The following is a 20,677-nucleotide window of genomic DNA, read 5'->3' as shown; positions in this document are numbered from 1 at the left end:
AGGGGAGATATCGTTCATGAGAGAAGCTGTCATTGTTGCGGGAGCAAGAACACCAATTGGAAAGGCAAAGAGGGGTTCATTAAAAACAGTTCGTCCTGACGATCTAGGGGCGTTAGTAGTAAAGGAAACGTTAAAGCGTGCGAATTATGAAGGACCAATCGATGATTTAATTTTCGGTTGTGCGATGCCAGAAGCAGAGCAAGGTTTAAATATGGCTCGTAATATCGGCGGATTAGCAGGACTTTCTTACGATGTTCCAGCTATTACGATTAACCGTTACTGTTCTTCAGGTTTACAAAGTATCGCTTACGGAGCAGAGCGTATTATGCTTGGTCACTCTGAAGCTGTATTATCAGGCGGAGCAGAATCAATGAGTTTAGTTCCAATGATGGGACACGTTGTTCGTCCGAATAGTCGCCTTGTAGAAGCGGCTCCAGAATATTATATGGGTATGGGACATACAGCAGAGCAAGTTGCTGTGAAATATGGAATTTCTCGTGAAGAGCAAGATGCATTTGCAGTAAGAAGTCATCAACGTGCTGCGAAAGCATTAGCTGCAGGAAACTTTGCTGATGAAACAGTACCTGTAGATGTGACGTTACGCTCGGTTGGATCAAACAATAAACTGCAAGAAGAAACAATCACTTTCGCACAAGACGAAGGTGTAAGAGCAGAGACGACGCTAGACATTTTAGGGAAATTACGTCCAGCATTTAACGTTCGCGGTTCTGTAACAGCTGGTAACTCTTCACAAATGAGTGACGGTGCAGCATCTGTACTATTAATGGATCGCGAAAAAGCAGTGAGCGATGGCATGAAGCCACTTGCGAAATTCCGTTCATTTGCAGTAGCTGGCGTGCCACCAGAAGTAATGGGAATCGGCCCAATCGCTGCAATTCCAAAAGCGCTAAAACTAGCTGGCTTAGAGCTATCTGATATTGGCTTATTTGAACTAAATGAAGCATTCGCTTCTCAATCAATTCAAGTTATTCGTGAACTTGGTTTAGATGAAGAAAAAGTAAACGTAAACGGTGGTGCAATCGCACTTGGACATCCACTTGGCTGTACAGGGGCAAAACTAACACTATCTCTTATTCACGAAATGAAACGCCGCAACGAACAATTCGGTATCGTAACAATGTGTATCGGCGGCGGAATGGGAGCAGCGGGAGTATTTGAATTACTATAAAAAGTGGAAGCGGTTCGCTCAGAACGAGACGACGCTAAAGCAAAGAATGGAAGCAACAAAGGTTTATAAAAAAAGGGAGAGCCAGCTTCTTTCAAAAAGAGAGAAGCTGCTCATGAAAATATGAAGGAGGAAATTTTCATGGAAAAAACAGTAGGAAATGCGGTTAAAGGCGGTAGCTTTTTAGTTGATGAGATTACGATTGATCAAGTGTTTACGCCAGAAGATTTTTCATCTGAGCATAAAATGATTGCAAAAACGACAGAGGACTTTATCGTAAATGAAGTTCTTCCAGAGCTTGAATATTTAGAGCAACATGAATTTGATCGTTCAGTTCGTCTTTTAAAAGAAGCTGGGGAACTTGGTTTATTAGGCGCTGACGTACCAGAAGAGTACGGCGGAATTGGTCTTGATAAAGTAAGCTCAGCGTTAATCGCAGAGAAATTCTCTCGCGCTGGTGGCTTTGCAATTACTCACGGTGCTCACGTAGGTATCGGATCTTTACCAATCGTATTATTCGGTAACGAAGAGCAAAAGAAAAAGTATTTACCATTACTTGCAACTGGTGAAAAATTAGCTGCATACGCATTAACAGAGCCAGGTTCAGGATCTGACGCATTAGGTGCAAAAACAACTGCACGTTTAAATGCAGAAGGTACACATTACGTATTAAATGGTGAAAAACAGTGGATTACAAACTCTGCATTCGCTGACGTATTCGTTGTATATGCAAAAATCGATGGAGAGCACTTCTCAGCATTTATCGTAGAGAAAGACTACGCTGGCGTATCTACAAGCCCAGAAGAAAAGAAAATGGGTATTAAATGTTCTTCAACGCGTACGTTAATTTTAGAAGATGCGTTAGTACCGAAAGAAAACTTACTTGGTGAAATCGGTAAAGGTCATATTATCGCATTCAACATTTTAAATATCGGTCGTTATAAATTAGGTGTTGGTACAGTTGGATCTGCGAAACGTGCAGTAGAAATTTCAGCACAATATGCAAACCAACGTCAACAGTTCAAACAACCAATCGCTCGCTTCCCATTAATTCAAGAGAAACTTGCGAATATGGCAGCAAAAACATATGCAGCTGAAAGCTCTGTATATCGTACAGTAGGTTTATTCGAAAGCCGCATGAGCACATTATCTGAAGAAGAAGTAAAAGACGGTAAAGCAGTAGCAGCTTCTATCGCTGAATATGCAATCGAGTGCTCTTTAAACAAAGTATTCGGTTCTGAAGTATTAGACTATACAGTAGATGAAGGTGTTCAAATTCACGGTGGTTACGGATTCATGGCAGAGTACGAGATTGAAAGAATGTACCGTGATTCTCGTATTAACCGTATTTTCGAAGGAACGAACGAAATTAACCGCCTAATCGTACCAGGTACGTTCTTACGTAAAGCGATGAAAGGTGAATTACCACTTCTTCAAAAAGCACAAAAATTACAAGAAGAGTTAATGATGATGATGCCAGAAGAAGTAGGCGATGAGCCATTAGCACTTCAAAAGTATTTAGTAACTAATGCGAAGAAAATCGGCTTAATGGTAGCTGGATTAGCGGCTCAAAAATATGGTAAAGCATTAGATAAAGAGCAAGAAATTCTTGTGAATATCGCTGACATCGTAAGCAATCTATACGCAATGGAATCAGCTGTTCTTCGTACAGAAAAAGCAATCAAAACAACTGGTCTTGAAAAGAATAAACAAAAAGTGTTATACACTGAAGTATTCTGCCAAGAAGCATTTAACGAAATCGAAGCAGATGCGAAAGAAACACTTATCGCAGTTGAAAACGGCGACATGCTGCGCATGATGTTATCATCATTACGTAAATTAACTCGCCACACACCACTTAACGTAATTCCGAAGAAACGTGAAATCGCTGCGAAAATTTTAGAAGATGAGCGTTACACAGTTTAATATCTTTAAAGAACAGTAGTCGTTTATACGGCTACTGTTCTTTTTTTGAAAAAAAATTTTTTAGTGACATAAAACTAATACCATTAGTATAATAAAACTAATGGTATTAGTTTTCGTGAAAAGGGAGATGGGACTATGAGGATGATACATGAAAAAACGGTATATCAATTGTCATTTTTGCCAAGAGTGTTTCCTGTGAATTGTTACTTTGTGGAGGAAGAAGCTGGTTTAACTTTAATTGATGCGGCTTTGCCATATAGCGCAAAAGGTATTTTACAGGCGGCTGAGAAAATAGGAAAACCAATTACTAAGATTGTATTAACACATGCGCATGATGATCACATCGGTGCATTAGACGCATTAAAAGAAGTACTTCCTCATGTTCCAGTCTATATTTCTAAGCGGGACGGAAAGCTGTTAGAAGGAGATACGACGTTACAAAAGGATGAACCGAATACGCCAATAAAAGGCGGTGTACCTAAAAAGATAAAAACGGTACCTGATATTTTATTAGAAGATGGCGACCGAGTTGGATCGCTTCTTGCGATTATGACACCGGGACATACGCCAGGCTCCATGTCGTTTCTTGATGTAAGAAATAAAGCTCTGATTGTCGGAGATGCATTCCAAACAAGAGGAGGTATGGCTGTTTCAGGACAAATGAAATTTTGGTTTCCGTTTCCGGCGATGGCAACGTGGAGCAAAGAAATATCATTACAAAGTGCAGAGAAGTTAAGAGAATATGAGCCTTCCTTGCTTGCGGCAGGACATGGAAAAATGATAAACGATCCAGTGGCTTTCATAGAGCTTGCTATTAAAGAAGCGAAGCGGAATATAGAAAGTAGAAAAGAGGGTTAATTGATGTCACCGAGAATCGGACTTACATTACAAAAAATTGTAGAAACAGCAGCAGAAATTGCAGATGCAAATGGAGTACAAGAAGTAACGTTAGCTTCATTAGCGCAAACGTTAGGGGTACGTTCGCCCTCACTATATAATCATGTAAAAGGGTTACAAGATGTACGGAAAAATCTTGGCATTTACGGAATCAAAAAGCTGCATAACAGACTGGAAGAAGCTGCCGAGGATAAACGGATGGATGAAGCAATTCATGCTTTAGGAGAAGCGTATGTAGCATTTGTCCGAAAACATTCTGGACTATATGAAGCAACTTTTTTACGAGATGAAGAAGTAAGAAAAGCAGGTGACGGAATTGTAAAGCTTTGTCTTCAAGTTTTACAACAGTATGGCTTAGAAGGAGAGAATGCACTTCATGCGACACGCGGATTCAGAAGTATTTGTCATGGATTTGCTTCGATTGAACAACAGGGCGGATTTGGTTTGCCGTTAGATTTAGATATAAGTCTACATGTATTGTTGGAAACGTTTATTAAAGGGTTACGTGAATAAGAAGCGAGGCAAACAAAAACCTTAGAAGTGATTCTAAGGTTTTTTAGTGCATATAATTCGAAAAGAGCGGTAGGCTTTTTCTCATTACATGATATTATTTTACAGGTTTGAAAAATGTGTATATGACTACGGAAAGGCAAACGAAAATAAAAGCAATAGGATCTTGATATGGACTAGGCTCAGAGCCCTTCTGGATTTCTGTAAGGAAGTCATGTGTTTTCATGTTCATTGCTCCTTTAACTAATAAGTTTTATATGATGCGAGGGTTATAGTGGATAGGAAGTATTTTTTAAAATTTCATATAATAATTATTGCATAGCAATTCTATTCCTAAAACTATAAAATATAAAGTTTTCATAATATGTAAAATTGCATATTATTCTTTTTGAAAAAATTGTTATATTATCTATATATTTGTATTAAAGGATTTTTGTTAAGGTAATGAAAACAAACGGAGGAATAGTATGAGAAAAACAGTATTAGACGCGTATAATGCAGAAAGAGAAGTAGATAACATAACATATAAAAATCTAGTTGTAACGATTGCAAGCATTCTAGGGTTCTCACTCTTAGGGGGATTATTCCTTGCTTTAGCCCTCGGAATTTTTGGAGAAGAGGTATTACGTGCTAATTTAGAGGGATATTATTTACTTCTATTTGATGCAGCTGTTGTTACTATTGTTTTATTTGCTTATAAACCAGTGCTTCATTTTATTAAGAACATATGGGATGTATCTGTTTTAAAAAATGGGAAAACCTACTTGTATTTATTAATAGGTTTTATCATCATTGCATTAACTCAGTATGTAATGTTAGAGTTGTTTAGCTTTGAAAGTGCAGGGCAGCAGCGAGATCAATTAGGGAGCTTAGGACTTCAAAATAGTCTACAAAGTATTATATATGTGTTAAGTGTTGCTATAATTACACCAATTAAAGAAGAAATTTTATATAGAGGTATTTTGTATCGATTTTTTGAAAAGAAATATAGTTTTCTAGTTGGTATCATTATTTCTTCCTTCATCTTTGGGATTCTTCATGGTGGTTTTCCGGTTACGGCAATGATTATGGGGATTGTATTTGCTATGTTATACAAAAAGACGCAATCTATTATACCTAGTATTATTTTACACATTATATGGAACTTACTTGTGAGTATAAGTATGATTGTATCTCTATAAAAATAAATACATAACCAGTATAAAAGATGAATGGCTTAGCTATTCATCTTTTATTTTTTTATATGTGGGAAAAGTTGATGAATACAATCCAAAAAGAACCAAATACTAATGATGAATGAACAAAGAAAGGCGGGTATGTTATATGCAAAACTTAACAGAGCTTGAAGTAGAAAACTTACGTCATTTAATTGGTGGACACGCAACAATTATTAACAAGTTGGAGCAGTATGCACAGACGTGTACAGATCCACAACTGAAACAAATGCTACAAAAAGATGCGCAAGATGCACGAAATACGAAACAGCAATTAATGACTTTCCTAGGATAGGAGGAAGCGGAAAATGAATGAAAAAGATATGGTAAATGATTATTTAGCAGGATTAAATGCAAGTTTAACAAGCTATGCAAATTATATTGCTCAGTCTGATAATGAACAGTTACATCAAACGTTAATTCAAATTCGTAATCAAGACGAGGCGCGCCAACGTAATATGTATGAGTACGCAAAGCAAAAGAGTTATTACAAACCGGCAGCACCTGCTAATCCGATGATTGTACAGCAATTAAAAAGCCAATTAAGTGCGGAATAACAGGAAAAAGAAAACGAGCGAATTTATTCGCTCGTTTTCTTTTTGTATATGTCAATAAATACATAATAAATATTTTTCCAGTTGTAACAAATATGACGAAAATGGAATATGACAATTCACAAAAAGGACAAAAACTTTGTTCAACATTTCACAAAGTATCCATGGTTTCTATCGTGGGAACCTCTATAATTAAGAATGTAAAGAACAAAAGAAATAGATTATATGATCAATTAGGAGAGATTGCTATGAAAAGACATACAAGAAAAATTGCAATTATCGGTACTGGATTAGTTGGATCCAGTTGTGCGTATTCCATTGTAAATCAAGGGATTTGCGAAGAACTATTATTAATTGATATAAATCATGAACGTGCAGTTGGGGAAGCAATGGATTTATCACATTGCATTAACTTTACAAATACAAGAACAAAAGTATATGCAGGAAGCTATGAAGACTGCAAAGATATGGACATTGTCATTATTACAGCAGGGCCAGCACCAAAACCTGGACAAAGTCGCTTAGATACTTTAGGAGCGAGTGCGAAGATTATGGAAAGTGTTGTTGGTGGTGTAATGGCAAGTGGATTTGATGGTATTTTCTTACTTGCATCGAACCCAGTTGATATTATTACATATCAAGTGTGGAAATTATCTGGATTACCTAGAAATCGCGTAATCGGTACTGGTACATCACTAGATTCTTCTCGCTTAAGAACAATTTTATCTGAAATGCTACATGTAGATCCTCGTAGTATTCATGGGTATTCATTAGGAGAACATGGTGATTCTCAAATGGTTGCTTGGTCTCATGTAACTGTTGGTGGAAAGCCAATTCTGCAAATTTTAGAAGAACAAAAAGAACGATTTGGTGAAATAGATTTAGATGAAATTGTTGAGAAGACTGCAAAAGCTGGCTGGGAAATTTATAAACGTAAAGGAACTACTTATTACGGGATTGGAAATTCTCTAGCATATATTGCGAGTTCAATCTTTAATGATGATCACCGTGTCATTGCTGTATCAGCCATTTTAGATGGTGAGTACGGTGAATATGATATTTGTACAGGAGTACCAGCTATTATTACTAGAGACGGTATAAGAGAAGTTGTAGAACTCAATTTAACAGAGGATGAAGAATCTCGATTCGCAAAATCAAACGATATTTTACGTGATTATATGAAAACAATTGGTTACTAACTTATAGGAGAAGGTGAAACAAATGAAGGAATATATAATGTCTCGTGTATTTAAAGCATCTGCTGGAATCGCACAAGGTATTTTCGTATCCCTCGGAATTGGTTTACTGATCGAAAATATAGGAAGAATTGTTGATATACCATTACTTATTACAATCGGAGTTGTTGCAAAATCACTAATGGCACCGGCAATTGGTGCTGGAATTGCTTTTATGCTCGGTGCAAACGGTCTTGTAATCTTCTCGGCGATGGTAGCCGGAGCGATTGGTGCCGGATCCATTTCGATTACTGAAGCTGGTCTAATTATTAAAACAGGTGAGCCAATCGGTGCATTATTAACAGCAACTTTAGCTGTATATATTGGTAAACGTTTAAGCGGAAAAACTGCGTTAGATATGATGCTCGTTCCATTTGCGGCCATATTAGGTTCTGGTTTAGTAGGCATTTGGTTATCTCATAATATTACTCCTGTTTTAAATGCAGTTGGAGCGTTTATTAAAGATAGCTCAGCTGGTAGCCCATTCATCGCTTCTATCGTCATTGCAGTAGTTTGGGGACTATTACTTATCTCTCCAGCTTCATCAGCTGCGTTAGCAATTGCACTTAGCTTAGACGGTGTTGCAGGTGGTGCTGCTCTTGCTGGATGCGTTGCTCAGTTTATCGGATTCTCTGTCATCTCAGCAAAAGAAAACAATTTAGGTGGCATATTAGCTCAAGCACTTTGTACTCCGAAAGTACAGTTACCAAATATCACTAAAAATCCAATGATTCTCGTCCCAACTGTCGTCGCCAGTGCTATAGTCGGTCCAGTATCAGCATTAATTTTCCAACTGGAAGCAGGAAAGGAAATTGCAGGTCTTGGATTAAGTTCTCTTATCGCACCAATTAATTTAATTTCCAGCCAAGGATGGGAAGTTCTCCCGGCGATGGTAATTACTTATATCGTCATTCCAGTAGCTGTTTCTTATATACTTTACATTGCTCTTAAAAAAGCAGGTCGTATTCATTCTGGTGATATGACTGTACCGCAATCTTAAATTGAAAATCTCCTTAATAATAGATAAAAGCAGACTGAGCCACAGTCTGCTTTTTTATGTTACATTTTATGATTTTGTTTTACTGGAACTTTTATTGGTTCTTTTGCTAATAAGAGCTGAACTCCGAAGTATAGTATGCTTGCAAGTGTCATTCCAGAAACGGCATCTAAAAAGGCATGCTGCTTCGTAAATAGCGTTGATAAAATAATAAGTGTACCGAAGAAAGTAAGGATGTAATATTCAAAAGCATGTTGTTCTCTACGCTTAAAGGCAGCTAACATAATTACAAATGTAGTAAGAACGTGAATGCTAGGGAAACAGTTTACCGGTTGATCGATACTATAAATATAGCGAACTAGTTCAGAAAATACATCTGTTCCAACGACAGTCGGACGCGGTACAGTTGTTTGCCAAAAATAATAAATAGAAAAACAAGCAAGCTTTCCAAAAATAACACTACTTAAAGTAACATAATATTGCTTTCGGTCAGCAAAACAGTAATAAATAAGTGCGCCGTATAAGTATGGAAACCAAAGTAAATAAGGAATAATAAATGCTTTTACAAATGGAATCCAATCATCTACTACAGTTGTAACGTCTACTGCGTGAACAGTCGATTTATTTAATACGTCGTAAAGGGGACTTACGAGTACGAGTAGAAGTATATAACTTAACGGAAGAAAAGATGAAAGTTTAAATTTCTTCATGTTGATCTCCTATGTTTAGTAATGTAAGTAAATTCAATTGATTATAATATAGAAACGTGAATTGGGCTATCGATTTTACTTACATTTTCTTGAATTAACCTTACGTTTTTGTCACTTGACTAAAAAGAAGGGTGAGGGTGCTAAATGAAGCGTTTATCATATTTTTTAGTTTTTATATTGTTATGCCTAGTAGGTGCTGGGTGTGCAAAGAATAACGAAGGAGAAAAATTAGAATATAACGGAAGAGCACTCGTAATTGGAGTTGTTGGAGAAAAGCCGAAAGATACGTTTAGGAATATAAAGTTTGAGGAAATGAAGTTAGAGGAACTGGAAAAGAAATCTAAGGAAGTAGATGGTTTTCTAATAATGAAAGATCACTTTCAAGAAGCCTCAACAGAGCAATATAAAAATGTATTTTCATCACTAAAGAAACCAGTGTTTTTTATCGGTTTACAAGATAAATCATATTCGATTTTTATTACAAAAGGGATAGAGTATAACAGTGCCCGAAAAGATGTAAATGCTATGTATACGCAAGGGTTTGCGAATATCGGAAGTGGTGAAGGACAACAATGGGCAATTGGTTTATCGAATGGTGGAAATACAGAAGAAAGTATTCATAATATGTATATCGTCGTATTTCAAACAATTGCAGATTATTTAAATAGATAATGAAGGAGCCTACAAAAGAGGCTTCTTATTTTTTTAATCAAACGTTTGTTTAAGCTGTATGTTCGGTAGGAAGAAACCGATGTAACTCAAGGGTTAACAAAGAAAAATAGAGAATTAATCAAACGTTTGTTTAAGCTGTATGTTCGGTAGAAAGAAACTCCTGTAGTTCAAAGGTTAAGAAAGAAAATGGAGAATTAATCAAACGCTTGTTTAAGATATATGTTTGGTGCAGAATCTAAAAAATTTATATATTTATTTTTTTCTTAACAAATGGCGGAAAAATAAGAAAAATTCGCAGGATTATTAAAAATTATCACGAAATAAGTAAAAGTTTAGCGAATAATGGTTTGAAATAATAAAACGTTTTCTATATGATAAAGGTAAAGGTTAGTAAAAAAGTAGGTGAATTTATGACAGTAACATTTTATTCATATCCAAAGTGTGGCACATGTCAAAAGGCAAAGAAATGGTTTGAGGCAAACGATGTAGCATATGAGATGATTCATATTGTTGAAAATCCACCATCAAAAGAAGATTTACGTAATTTACATGAAAAAAGTGAATTACCATTAAAAAAATTCTTTAATACAAGTGGAATGCGTTACCGTGAACTTGGTCTAAAAGATAAGTTGAAAGATGCAAGCGAAGACGAAATGTATGAGCTTTTAGCATCTGATGGCATGTTGATTAAACGTCCAATTGTAACAGATGGAACGAATGTAACACTTGGTTTTAATGAAGAGCAGTTTGAAAGTGTGTGGAAAAAGTACCAATAAGGTATTTTTACATAATTAATACATTCACTGGAGGTACAGTCATGAGCATTCCAAATAATTTACGTTACTCTGAAGAACACGAATGGGTAAAAACTGAAGGTAATGAAGTTGTTATCGGTATCACTCACTTTGCACAAGGTGAGCTAGGCGATATCGTATTCGTTGAACTTCCTGAAGTAGGTGCAACAATCGAAGCTAACGAGCCATTCGGAAGCGTAGAATCTGTTAAAACAGTTTCTGAGTTATACGCACCTGTAAGCGGTAAAGTTGTAGCAGTAAACGAAGAATTAAGTGACCAACCAGAACTTGTTAACGAATCTCCATACGAGGGTGCATGGATGGTTAAAGTTGAACTTTCTGATGCAAGCCAAGTTGAGAAGTTATTAACTGCAGAAAAATATGCAGAAATGACAAACCAAGACTAATTATAGTCGACTAAAGGACAGCCTTTGTGCTGTCCTTTTTTATTTTTTGTGAAATAATGAAATTCAAGTTATATGTAAATAAATAAGCTATTATGAGAAAAACTGTTTTTTGGTAAGGTTTCATAAGTCTTCACAATCTAAACGAGCCGCTTGCGCTTTTCATTGTCCAGCTCCACCTCCTAGCCCTTCATGTCTAAGAACCTTCCGCACGAGAAGACAAAAAGCGTCTTCTGTGCGAAAGAACCTTAGCCAACAGGGCTAAACAGTCGGTTCCGCTTTTCTTTATGATCCAGCTCCAGCGGCTAGATTGTTCGGTGGCTTCGCTTCTTCCTACAAGGCCAAAAGCGCCTTTACGTCAGAAGCTCCATCCCCCCTCACAATCTAAACGAGCCGCTTGCGCTTTTCTTTTGCAAAAATAAACAGGAAACAACATGAAAATAACGAATATACTATATACTAAGTTCAAGGTTGTATAGTATATGGTGATCGGGTGATGACATATGATTTATGTAGAAAAAGTCATTATTGTAGAAGGTACATCAGATAGAAGAAAGATTGAATCTATTATTCGTGAACCGGTGGAAATTGTTTGTACAAATGGTACAATTGGTTTGTCGAAAATGGATGAGCTCGTTGATCAGTTTTTTGATAAGGAAGTGTATGTGCTAGTGGATGCTGATGATGCTGGAGAAAAGTTAAGGAAACAATTTCGAAAAGAATTCCCGCAAGCCGAGCATATCTATATTGATCGCTCGTACCGAGAAGTGGCAACTGCGCCATCTACACACTTAGCAAATGTATTATGGGGAGCCGACATTGACGTTTATACAGAATATTTACGGTAAGGAATGATAGAAGTGATTGATTGGACAGGAGCCGAAGCTACAGCCCTAATAGAGAACGAAGAAAAAACAGTATTATATGTATATACTCCAATGTGTGGAACATGCCAATTAGCAAAAAAGATGTTAACAGTGGTTGAGATGACAATTGAAGATTTGAAAATTGGGATGTTAGATTTAAATTATGCTCCGCATTTAGCAAAAGAGTATGGGATTGAAAGTGTACCTTGTTTACTTGTTTTTGAAAATGGGACACTGATGAAGAAGATATACGCATTTCATTCGGTTGAATATTTATATACGGAATTAAAGTAGGCGGCAAAAATTTTGCCGCCTCGACATATTTCTTGGGAAATATGTCGAGATGCAGGATGGATACAGTATTTGTCGAGCGAAAATAACAGGATTGCTCTTTAGTGAGAGGGAATGGTATGTAATAGAAAGTGATATGAAGGATGTGATTTAGGGTGAGATTATATTCTTTGCTTCAATCATTTGTAAATTACGCTAATGGTCAATATCATTTAGAACCGCTTTTAAGACAAGAAGAAAAAACTGTTAATTTTCGCTTTGGAGATGAAAGTTGTTCGTTACAAATTTCAAGAGATTATATAGAGTTGGTACATGAGGAAAGAGGAACGGAACAAATCATTTGCTTAGATGAAAAGGATATAGAACAATTGGTGAATGGAAATGTACGATTGCAAATGCTAATGAATGATGGACGTGTACAATATTCGGGAACGTACCGAACGATGTTATTAGTGGAATCGATGTTTCATATATGTAAACCGATGTCAGTAGGTGCTTAAAATTCTGAAGTTTCATTTTTTGCGAAAATTTCTGTTGACATGGTGAGTGTATATTGATACAATTCAAGTCATAAAATATAGACAATTTCATAAATTTCAAATCAGACGAAAATTGAATCTGATTTCTCTTATCAAGAGAGGTGGAGGGACTGTGCCCTGTGAAGCCCGGCAACCGTCAACTTATGTTGAAATGGTGCCAATTCCTGCAAAGCAAATGCTTTGAGAGATGAGAGAGAGGGATAATGTTGTTATATACGCATAAAAACCTTTCTGCTTCTCTAAAGCAGAAAGGTTTTTTTATTGTTTGAATGTGGAGGACATTCAAATAATAAAAGTAATGATAACAGTGGACTACACGCATTAAAAATAAAAAATTGCGGAGTCGACCTAAAATCTTTATGAAATCTAGCTCCAGCGGCTAGAACAGTCGGTCGTTTCATCCCTTCCTATGAGGCAAAAAGCGCCTCTACGTCAGGGATTCAAACGCCCTCTTGTTCTAAACGAGCCGCTTGCGCTTTTTATTTAAAAAAGGGGTGATACACCATGATTCTATTAGAGAATGTAAAGAAAATATATAAAGCAAAAAGCGGTGATGTCACTGCTGTAGATAATGCCAATTTAAAAATAGATAAAGGTGAAATATTTGGTGTTATCGGATATAGTGGCGCTGGAAAAAGTTCTTTAATTAGATTGTTCAATCAGTTGGAGAAACCAACTTCTGGTCAAATTACAATTGCAAATCGTGTCATTTCAGCAATTACAGGAAGCGAACTTCGTAAGGCAAGGCAAGAAATTGGAATGATTTTTCAGCACTTCAACTTACTTTGGTCACGAACAGTACGTGAAAATATAGAGTTTCCACTTGAAATTGCAGGTGTTGATAAAGCGAAGAGAAGAAAACGTGTTGATGAATTAATTCATCTTGTTGGATTAGAAGGAAGAGGAGACGCGTACCCATCTCAGCTGAGCGGGGGACAAAAGCAACGCGTCGGGATTGCAAGAGCATTAGCTAATAATCCACAAGTGCTTTTATGTGACGAAGCAACGTCAGCTCTTGATCCGGAAACGACAGATCAAATTTTGGATTTACTATCAGACATTAATAAGCGCCTTGGTTTAACAATTGTACTCATTACACATGAGATGCACGTAATTCGAAAGATTTGTAATCGTGTTGCGGTAATGGAGAAAGGAAAGATTGTAGAAACAGGTCCAGTACTTGATGTATTCCGTAATCCGAAGCAAGATATTACGAAACGATTTGTACAGCAGTTAACGGATTCTGAAGATACAAATGAAACGATTGAAAGTTTAATTGAAAAATATCCAGATGGAAAAGTAATTCGTTTGCAGTTTATCGGTGAGGCTGTAGAAAGACCAGTGCTTCAACGATTGATGCAACGCAGTGACATAGAAGTTAGCATTTTGCAAGGAAATATCGCACAAACGAATAACGGTTCTTACGGTAGTTTAGTTGTTCATTTAAATGGTGAGGAAACAGCGATCCAGCAAGCAATAGAAGGAATTCATCAAGATCAAGTAGAGCTGGAGGTGATTGCACATGGATAAGTTACTTGCAAATGTTGATTGGAATCAAATGTTAGAAGCAACTGGTGAAACGTTATATATGACGGCAATCGCAGCTCTTGCGACATTTGTTTTAGGACTCATTTTAGGATTGTTACTCTTCATGACAGCAAAAGATAATTTATGGGAAAACAAATCAATTAATACGGTGATTGGAGCATTCGTAAATATATTCCGTTCTATACCATTCATCATTTTAATTATTTTATTAATCCCATTCACAAAGATTCTTCTTGGAACAATTCTTGGAGCAAGTGCAGCTTTGCCGGCTTTAATTATTGGAGCAGCACCATTCTACGCGAGAATGGTTGAAATCGCACTTCGCGAAATTGATAAAGGTGTAATTGAAGCTTCAAAAGCAATGGGAGCAAAAACAAGCACAATTATTTTGAAAGTGTTAATTCCAGAATCGTTACCAGCATTAGTATCTGGTATTACGGTTACGACAATTGCTTTAGTAGGCTATACAGCAATGGCAGGAGTTGTTGGTGCTGGTGGCCTTGGAACACTTGCTTACTTAGAAGGATTCCAAAGAGGGAATAACGATGTAACAATCGTTGCGACAATTTGTGTATTACTAGTTGTATTTTTAATTCAGTGGATTGGTGATAGTTTAACGACTCGAATAGATAAACGATAATAAAAAACGGGAGGATGCTTCAAATGAAAAAATTGTTACTTACGGCACTTATTTCAACTTCAATTTTTGGGTTAGCTGCTTGTGGCGGGAAAGATAAAGATGAAAAGAAACTTGTTGTGGGTGCTTCTAACGTACCGCACGCTGTTATTTTAGAAAAGGCAAAACCGTTACTTGAGAAAAAAGGAATTGAGTTAGAAATTAAAAAATTCCAAGACTACGTATTACCAAATAAATCGTTAGCGGATAAGGATTTAGATGCAAACTACTTCCAGCACATTCCGTATTTAGAAAAAGAAATTAAAGATAAAAAATATGACTTTGAAGTAGCAGGAAAAATTCATTTAGAACCAATTGGTGTGTACTCTCAAAAGTATAAGAGCTTAAAAGAGCTTCCGGACGGAGCGACAATTATTATGAGTAATTCAGTTGCTGACCATGGACGTGGTTTAGCAATTTTACAAAAAGAAGGTATTTTAAAAATTAAAGACGGAATAGATCCAGTTAAAGCAACTCCAAAAGATATTGCAGATAATCCGAAAAATCTAAAATTCAAAACGGATATCGAGCCTGGTTTATTGCCACAAGTGTATAACAATAAAGAAGGCGACGCTGTTTTAATTAACTCTAACTATGCAATTGATGCAAAGTTAAATCCGGAAAAAGATGCAATTGCAATTGAAGGAAATGATTCACCATACGCAAACATAGTAGCTGTTCGTAAAGGCGATAAAGATAAGAAAGAGATTAAAGCTCTTGTAGAAGTATTGCATTCTAAAGAAATTGAAGACTTCATTAATAAAGAATATAAAGGGGCGGTTGTTCCTGTAAAAGAATAATTGCTGAAAAGGGCTGGTGTATGCCGGCTCTTTTTATAACTACATAACTATTGGGGAGAAGGGGAAAGCATATGAAAAAGGTTCTACTGTCAATTGTTACAGCGTTGTCTGTATTTACATTAGCTGCTTGCGGAGGAAAAGAGGAGAATAAGCTTGTTGTGGGAGCTTCTAACGTGCCACACGCTGTTATTTTAGAAAAGGCACAGCCGATTTTAGAGAAAAAGGGTATTAAATTAGAAATTAAAAAATTCCAAGATTATGTGTTGCCGAATAAGGCTTTAGCGGATAAAGAAATTGATGCGAACTACTTCCAGCACATTCCTTACTTAGATAAAGAAATTCAAGAAAAGGGATATAAAATTGTAAACGCAGGAAAAATCCATTTAGAACCTATGGGCATTTATTCTAAGAAATATAAAAGCTTAAAAGACCTACCAGATGGCGGAACAGTGATTATGAGTAATAACGTAGCGGAGCGAGGCCGTATGTTAGCATTGTTACAAAAAGGTGGCGTTATTAAATTAAAAGACGGAGTAGATGTTGTTAAAGCAACAGTAAAAGATGTTGTAGAAAACCCGAAAAACTTAAAATTTAAAACAGATGTTGAACCTGGACTTTCACCGAAATTGTATGAAAATAATGAGGGAGATGCTTTATTTATTAATTCAAACTATGCAATTGATGCAAAATTAAATCCAACAAAGGATGCAATTGCGATTGAAGGATCAGACTCTCCGTATGCAAACATCATTGCAGTTCGTAAAGGTGATGAGAAGAAAAAAGAAATTAAAGAGCTAGTAGAAGTGCTACATTCAAAAGAAATTCAAGATTTTATTAATAAAGAATATAAAGGTGCTGTACTTCCGGTAAGTGAATAAATATAAGGAAAGGGCTGGAAAATTACCAGTCCTTTTTTCTTTATATAAATAAGAAGAAAGGTGTATCATAGAAAGATGTGAAGGAAATACTTATATACATTTGTGAAAAAACGGTTACTTTTTTTCGGCGTTTGCGATATCATTTTATTTGATATAAAATTAGAATGAGAATAAAATGAGAATATGAACGTTTTAGGAATTTTTAAAATGTATATATAGGATTAATGGAGGTATTGAGATGGCTGGTTCTACATTAACGGTTAAAGACTTACACGTATCAATTGATGGCAAAGAAATTTTAAAGGGTGTAAACCTTGAAGTAAAAGGTGGAGAAATCCACGCAATTATGGGACCTAACGGAACAGGTAAATCAACTTTATCTTCTGCAATTATGGGTCACCCAAAGTATGAAGTAACAGAAGGTAGCATCATCATCGACGGTGAAGATGTATTAGAAATGGAAGTAGACGAGCGCGCACAAGCGGGTCTATTCCTAGCAATGCAATATCCAAGTGAAATTAGCGGAGTAACAAACGCTGACTTCTTACGTTCTGCAATTAATGCACGTCGTGAAGAAGGCGATGAAATTTCTCTTATGAAATTTATCCGTACATTAGATAAAAACATGGAATTCCTAGAAATGGATCCAGAAATGGCACAACGTTACTTAAACGAAGGTTTCTCTGGTGGAGAGAAAAAACGTAACGAAATTCTTCAATTAATGATGATTGAGCCAAAAATCGCAATCTTAGATGAAATTGACTCAGGTCTTGATATCGATGCATTAAAAGTTGTATCTAAAGGTATTAACGAAATGCGCGGCGAAGAGTTCGGTTGCCTAATGATTACGCATTACCAACGTTTATTAAACTACATCACTCCAGACTTCGTTCACGTTATGATGAACGGTCGTATCGTTAAATCTGGTGGCCCTGAGCTTGCACAACGTCTAGAAGCTGAAGGTTACGACTGGATTAAAAAAGAATTAGGTATTGAAGACGAAACAACAGAGCAAGAAGCGTAAGAGAGGAGCATAAACATGACAATCGGTACATTACCTTTCGATCAAGAAACAATCCGTCAACGCGCAAGCGAAGTAAACGAAGCAGCTTGGTTGACTGAGTTCCGCTTACAAGCTCTTGCACAAGCAACTGAACTTCCAATGCCAACGCCTGATAAAACGAAAATTGACAAATGGGACTTTATCGGAAAAGGCGACGCTGCTAAGCAAGAGCCTGTAAGTTCTTTAACTGAACTTCCAGAAGCAGTGAAAAACTTAATCGATGAAAATAACAGCGTATTAGTACAACGCACTGGTACAACTGCGTTCGTTTCTTTAGCAGACGAAGCAAAAGAAAAAGGTGTTATTTTCACAGACATCGTAACAGCTGCAACTGAGCATGCTGAACTAGTACAAAAGTACTTAATGAAAGACGGCGTGAAAGTAGACGAGCATCGTCTAACTGCACTTCATGCTGCATTAATCAACGGCGGTGCATTCGTATATGTTCCGAAAAACGTTGTTCTTGAAACTCCACTTCAAGCTGTATTCTTAGTAGATGGCGAAGAAGCTAACGTATATAATCACGTACTATTCGTAGCTGATGCGAACAGTACTGCAACTTATGTAGAAAACTACGTTGCAAATGAAAATGCTAAAGGTATTGCAAATATCGTAGCAGAAGTAATCGTGGAACAAGGCGCACAAGTGAAATTCGGTGCGGTTGATCTATTAGCAAAAGACGTAACAACTTACGTTAACCGCCGCGGCGTTGTAGGACGCGACGGCCGTATTGATTGGGCTCTAGGCCTTATGAATGACGGAAACACAATTTCAGAGAACGTTACGAACTTAATGGGCGACGGTTCATATGCTGATACGAAAACAGTAACAATTGGCCGTGGTAACCAAACACAAAACTTTACAACTAAAGTTGTTCACTTCGGTAAACACTCTGAAGGTTGGATTTTAAAACACGGTGTACAAAAAGATAGTGCAACATCTATCTTTAACGGAATTGGTAAGATTGAACACGGTGCATCTAAATCAAATGCACAACAATCTTCTCGCGTTCTTATGTTAGATGAAAAAGCACGCGGTGATGCAAACCCAATTCTTTTAATCGACGAAGATGATGTAATGGCAGGTCACGCAGCTTCAGTAGGTCGCGTAGATCCAGTCCAACTATACTACTTGATGAGCCGTGGTATTCCAAAACGCGAAGCAGAACGTTTAGTCATCCATGGATTCTTAGCACCTGTAGTTAATGAGCTTCCAATTGAAGGAGTAAAGGCACAGCTTGTTGAGGTAATTGAAAGGAAAGTTCGCTAATGAATATTCATGAAATACGCAAACAGTTTCCAATTCTTGATCAAAAAGTGAACGGCAAACAACTTGTTTATTTCGATAGTGCAGCAACTTCTCAAAAACCAATTCAAGTCATTGAAACGTTAGAACGTTACTATAAAGAATATAATTCTAACGTGCATCGCGGTGTTCATACGCTCGGTACGAAAGCTACCGACGCGTATGAAGGTGCACGTGAGAAAGTTCGCAAGTTTATTAACGCGAAATCAATGGAAGAGATTATTTTCACACGCGGAACGACAACTGCATTAAATACAGTAGCAGCTAGCTATGGTCTTGAAAATGTAAAAGAGGGCGATGAAATCGTTATTTCTTACATGGAGCACCATAGTAATATCATTCCGTGGCAACAAGTTGCGAAGAAAACTGGTGCAACTTTAAAATATCTTCCGCTTCAACCAGACGGTACAATTTCTTTAGAAGATGTTCGTCAAACAGTTACACCGAATACAAAAATCGTTTCTATTATGCAAGTATCAAACGTACTTGGAACGATTAACCCTGTAAAAGAAATCGGAGCAATCGCACACGAAAATGGCGCAATTATGGTCGTTGATGGTGCACAAAGTACACCTCACATGAAAGTGGATGTACAAGATTTAAACTGTGATTTCTACGCATTATCTGCTCATAAGATGTGCGGACCTACAGGTATCGGCGTATTATATGGTAAAAAAGAATTGCTGAACAATATGGAGCCAATTGAATTTGGCGGTGAAATGATTGATTTCGTAGATTTACAAGAATCTACGTGGAAAGAGCTTCCGTGGAAGTTTGAAGCAGGTACACCGATTATCGGTAATGCAATCGGACTTGGTGCGGCAATTGATTTCCTAGAAGAAATCGGTCTTGATAATATTGAAAAGCATGAGCATGAATTAGCGCAATACGCTTTAGAAAGACTATCAGAAGTAGATGGCGTTACAATTTATGGTCCAAAGCATCGCGCTGGTCTTGTTACATTTAATATTGAAGACGTACATCCTCACGATGTAGCGACTGTATTAGATGTAGAAGGCATTGCAGTTCGCGCAGGACATCACTGTGCACAACCGCTTATGAAGTGGCTAAAAGCTTCTTCAACAGCACGTGCGAGCTTCTATTTATATAATACAAAAGAAGAAATTGATACATTTGTTGAATCGCTAATCAAGACAAAGGAGTATTTCACAAATGTCATTTAATAATTTAGATACGTTATATCGTCAAGTTATTATGGATCATTACAAAAATCCTCGTAACCATGGCGTGTTAGAAGATAGTGTTACCGTTAACTTGAACAATCCAACTTGCGGCGATCGTATTCAACTTACGATGAAAGTAGAAGAAGGTATTGTGCAAGAGGCGAAGTTTGAAGGTGAAGGATGTTCAATCTCAATGTCTTCAGCTTCAATGATGACACAAGCAGTAAAAGGTAAGAAAATTGAAGAAGCACTTCAGCTTTCGAAAATTTTCTCTGACATGATGCTAGGAAAAGAGTACGATGACAGCATCGATTTAGGAGATATTGAAGCATTACAAGGCGTATGCAAGTTCCCTGCACGTATTAAATGTGCAACATTAGCGTGGAAAGCGTTAGAAAAGGGCTTAAACGAAGATAAGTAATGTTAAA

At 36.9% G+C, this 20,677-nt stretch carries 24 protein-coding genes and 1 riboswitch; of the genes, 23 read left to right on the top strand and 1 reads right to left on the bottom strand.

Annotated features, from left to right (window positions below):
* Positions 1–16 precede the first annotated feature (16 nt).
* The 9 genes from M1D73_RS25620 to M1D73_RS25580 all read left to right on the top strand — a co-directional run bounded on the left by M1D73_RS25620 (position 17) and on the right by M1D73_RS25580 (position 8,522).
* The gene (locus tag M1D73_RS25620; protein WP_001206324.1) at positions 17–1,189 is read left to right on the top strand and encodes an acetyl-CoA C-acetyltransferase; all 1,173 of its coding nucleotides are present in this window, start codon (positions 17–19) and stop codon (positions 1,187–1,189) included.
* 138 nt (positions 1,190–1,327) lie between these two features.
* Positions 1,328–3,112, top strand: a complete 1,785-nt coding sequence (locus M1D73_RS25615) for an acyl-CoA dehydrogenase family protein (protein ID WP_000416291.1) — start codon at positions 1,328–1,330, stop codon at positions 3,110–3,112.
* A gap of 135 nt (positions 3,113–3,247) precedes the next feature.
* Positions 3,248–3,970: an MBL fold metallo-hydrolase gene (locus M1D73_RS25610; protein ID WP_001242337.1), complete on the top strand. Its 723-nt coding sequence runs from the start codon at positions 3,248–3,250 to the stop codon at positions 3,968–3,970.
* A gap of 3 nt (positions 3,971–3,973) precedes the next feature.
* Positions 3,974–4,522: a TetR/AcrR family transcriptional regulator gene (locus M1D73_RS25605; RefSeq protein ID WP_000074927.1), complete on the top strand. Its 549-nt coding sequence runs from the start codon at positions 3,974–3,976 to the stop codon at positions 4,520–4,522.
* Between the two features lie 464 nt (positions 4,523–4,986).
* Positions 4,987–5,700 carry a CPBP family intramembrane glutamic endopeptidase gene (locus M1D73_RS25600; RefSeq protein WP_001232992.1) on the top strand — a complete coding sequence of 238 codons (714 nt, stop codon included), beginning with the start codon at positions 4,987–4,989 and terminating at the stop codon, positions 5,698–5,700.
* 142 nt (positions 5,701–5,842) lie between these two features.
* Entirely contained in the window at positions 5,843–6,028 is a 186-nt protein-coding gene (locus M1D73_RS25595) for a hypothetical protein (RefSeq protein ID WP_001180555.1), read from the top strand.
* 13 nt (positions 6,029–6,041) lie between these two features.
* Positions 6,042–6,290, top strand: coding sequence for a spore coat protein (locus M1D73_RS25590; RefSeq protein WP_001002981.1), 249 nt, complete (start codon positions 6,042–6,044; stop codon positions 6,288–6,290).
* A gap of 245 nt (positions 6,291–6,535) precedes the next feature.
* On the top strand, positions 6,536–7,486 hold the full coding sequence (locus tag M1D73_RS25585; protein ID WP_000820649.1) for an L-lactate dehydrogenase: 951 nt from the start codon (positions 6,536–6,538) through the stop codon (positions 7,484–7,486).
* A gap of 22 nt (positions 7,487–7,508) precedes the next feature.
* Positions 7,509–8,522, top strand: coding sequence for a PTS sugar transporter subunit IIC (locus tag M1D73_RS25580; protein ID WP_000666172.1), 1,014 nt, complete (start codon positions 7,509–7,511; stop codon positions 8,520–8,522).
* A gap of 59 nt (positions 8,523–8,581) precedes the next feature.
* On the opposite strand, the gene M1D73_RS25575 is transcribed toward M1D73_RS25580, so the two are convergent.
* Positions 8,582–9,229, bottom strand: coding sequence for a phosphatase PAP2 family protein (locus tag M1D73_RS25575; RefSeq protein ID WP_000713769.1), 648 nt, complete (start codon positions 9,227–9,229; stop codon positions 8,582–8,584).
* 144 nt (positions 9,230–9,373) lie between these two features.
* On the opposite strand from M1D73_RS25575, the gene M1D73_RS25570 reads away from it, so the two are divergent.
* The 14 genes from M1D73_RS25570 (at position 9,374) to sufU (ending at position 20,670) form a co-directional block, all read left to right on the top strand.
* The gene (locus M1D73_RS25570) at positions 9,374–9,901 is read left to right on the top strand and encodes a hypothetical protein (protein WP_000826909.1); all 528 of its coding nucleotides are present in this window, start codon (positions 9,374–9,376) and stop codon (positions 9,899–9,901) included.
* 410 nt (positions 9,902–10,311) lie between these two features.
* Positions 10,312–10,677 (top strand): arsenate reductase family protein, encoded by a 366-nt coding sequence (locus tag M1D73_RS25565; RefSeq protein WP_000218968.1) that lies wholly within the window; start codon positions 10,312–10,314, stop codon positions 10,675–10,677.
* Positions 10,678–10,718: 41 nt separating this feature from the next.
* Positions 10,719–11,102 (top strand): glycine cleavage system protein GcvH, encoded by a 384-nt coding sequence (gene gcvH / locus M1D73_RS25560; RefSeq protein ID WP_000026897.1) that lies wholly within the window; start codon positions 10,719–10,721, stop codon positions 11,100–11,102.
* A gap of 500 nt (positions 11,103–11,602) precedes the next feature.
* Positions 11,603–11,947 (top strand): toprim domain-containing protein, encoded by a 345-nt coding sequence (locus M1D73_RS25555; RefSeq protein WP_000640870.1) that lies wholly within the window; start codon positions 11,603–11,605, stop codon positions 11,945–11,947.
* Between the two features lie 3 nt (positions 11,948–11,950).
* Complete coding sequence (locus M1D73_RS25550) at positions 11,951–12,259, top strand: thioredoxin family protein (protein WP_002008881.1); 309 nt, start codon at positions 11,951–11,953, stop codon at positions 12,257–12,259.
* Between the two features lie 152 nt (positions 12,260–12,411).
* The gene (locus M1D73_RS25545; protein ID WP_001242139.1) at positions 12,412–12,756 is read left to right on the top strand and encodes a hypothetical protein; all 345 of its coding nucleotides are present in this window, start codon (positions 12,412–12,414) and stop codon (positions 12,754–12,756) included.
* A 125-nt stretch (positions 12,757–12,881) separates the two neighbouring features.
* A riboswitch (SAM riboswitch) is annotated at positions 12,882–12,989 on the top strand.
* Between the two features lie 310 nt (positions 12,990–13,299).
* On the top strand, positions 13,300–14,325 hold the full coding sequence (locus tag M1D73_RS25540; RefSeq protein WP_000601763.1) for a methionine ABC transporter ATP-binding protein: 1,026 nt from the start codon (positions 13,300–13,302) through the stop codon (positions 14,323–14,325).
* On the top strand, positions 14,318–14,983 hold the full coding sequence (locus M1D73_RS25535) for a methionine ABC transporter permease (RefSeq protein ID WP_000359401.1): 666 nt from the start codon (positions 14,318–14,320) through the stop codon (positions 14,981–14,983). The genes M1D73_RS25540 and M1D73_RS25535 overlap by 8 nt, the downstream gene beginning before the upstream one ends.
* A 23-nt stretch (positions 14,984–15,006) precedes the next feature.
* Positions 15,007–15,819, top strand: coding sequence for a methionine ABC transporter substrate-binding lipoprotein MetQ (gene metQ, locus M1D73_RS25530; RefSeq protein WP_000735099.1), 813 nt, complete (start codon positions 15,007–15,009; stop codon positions 15,817–15,819).
* A 71-nt stretch (positions 15,820–15,890) separates the two neighbouring features.
* Positions 15,891–16,697, top strand: coding sequence for a methionine ABC transporter substrate-binding lipoprotein MetQ (metQ, locus tag M1D73_RS25525; RefSeq protein WP_000757005.1), 807 nt, complete (start codon positions 15,891–15,893; stop codon positions 16,695–16,697).
* A 238-nt stretch (positions 16,698–16,935) separates the two neighbouring features.
* Entirely contained in the window at positions 16,936–17,721 is a 786-nt protein-coding gene (gene sufC / locus M1D73_RS25520; RefSeq protein WP_000929160.1) for a Fe-S cluster assembly ATPase SufC, read from the top strand.
* A 15-nt stretch (positions 17,722–17,736) separates the two neighbouring features.
* Positions 17,737–19,029 (top strand): Fe-S cluster assembly protein SufD, encoded by a 1,293-nt coding sequence (gene sufD, locus M1D73_RS25515; RefSeq protein WP_000152167.1) that lies wholly within the window; start codon positions 17,737–17,739, stop codon positions 19,027–19,029.
* Entirely contained in the window at positions 19,029–20,249 is a 1,221-nt protein-coding gene (gene sufS, locus M1D73_RS25510) for a cysteine desulfurase SufS (protein WP_001020767.1), read from the top strand. Before sufD ends, sufS begins: the two co-directional genes overlap by 1 nt.
* Entirely contained in the window at positions 20,239–20,670 is a 432-nt protein-coding gene (gene sufU, locus M1D73_RS25505; protein WP_000009523.1) for a Fe-S cluster assembly sulfur transfer protein SufU, read from the top strand. Before sufS ends, sufU begins: the two co-directional genes overlap by 11 nt.
* Positions 20,671–20,677: the final 7 nt, after the last annotated feature.

This window comes from Bacillus sp. PK3-067, from assembly GCF_056738645.1.
This window is presented reverse-complemented; position numbering and strand designations above follow the sequence as displayed.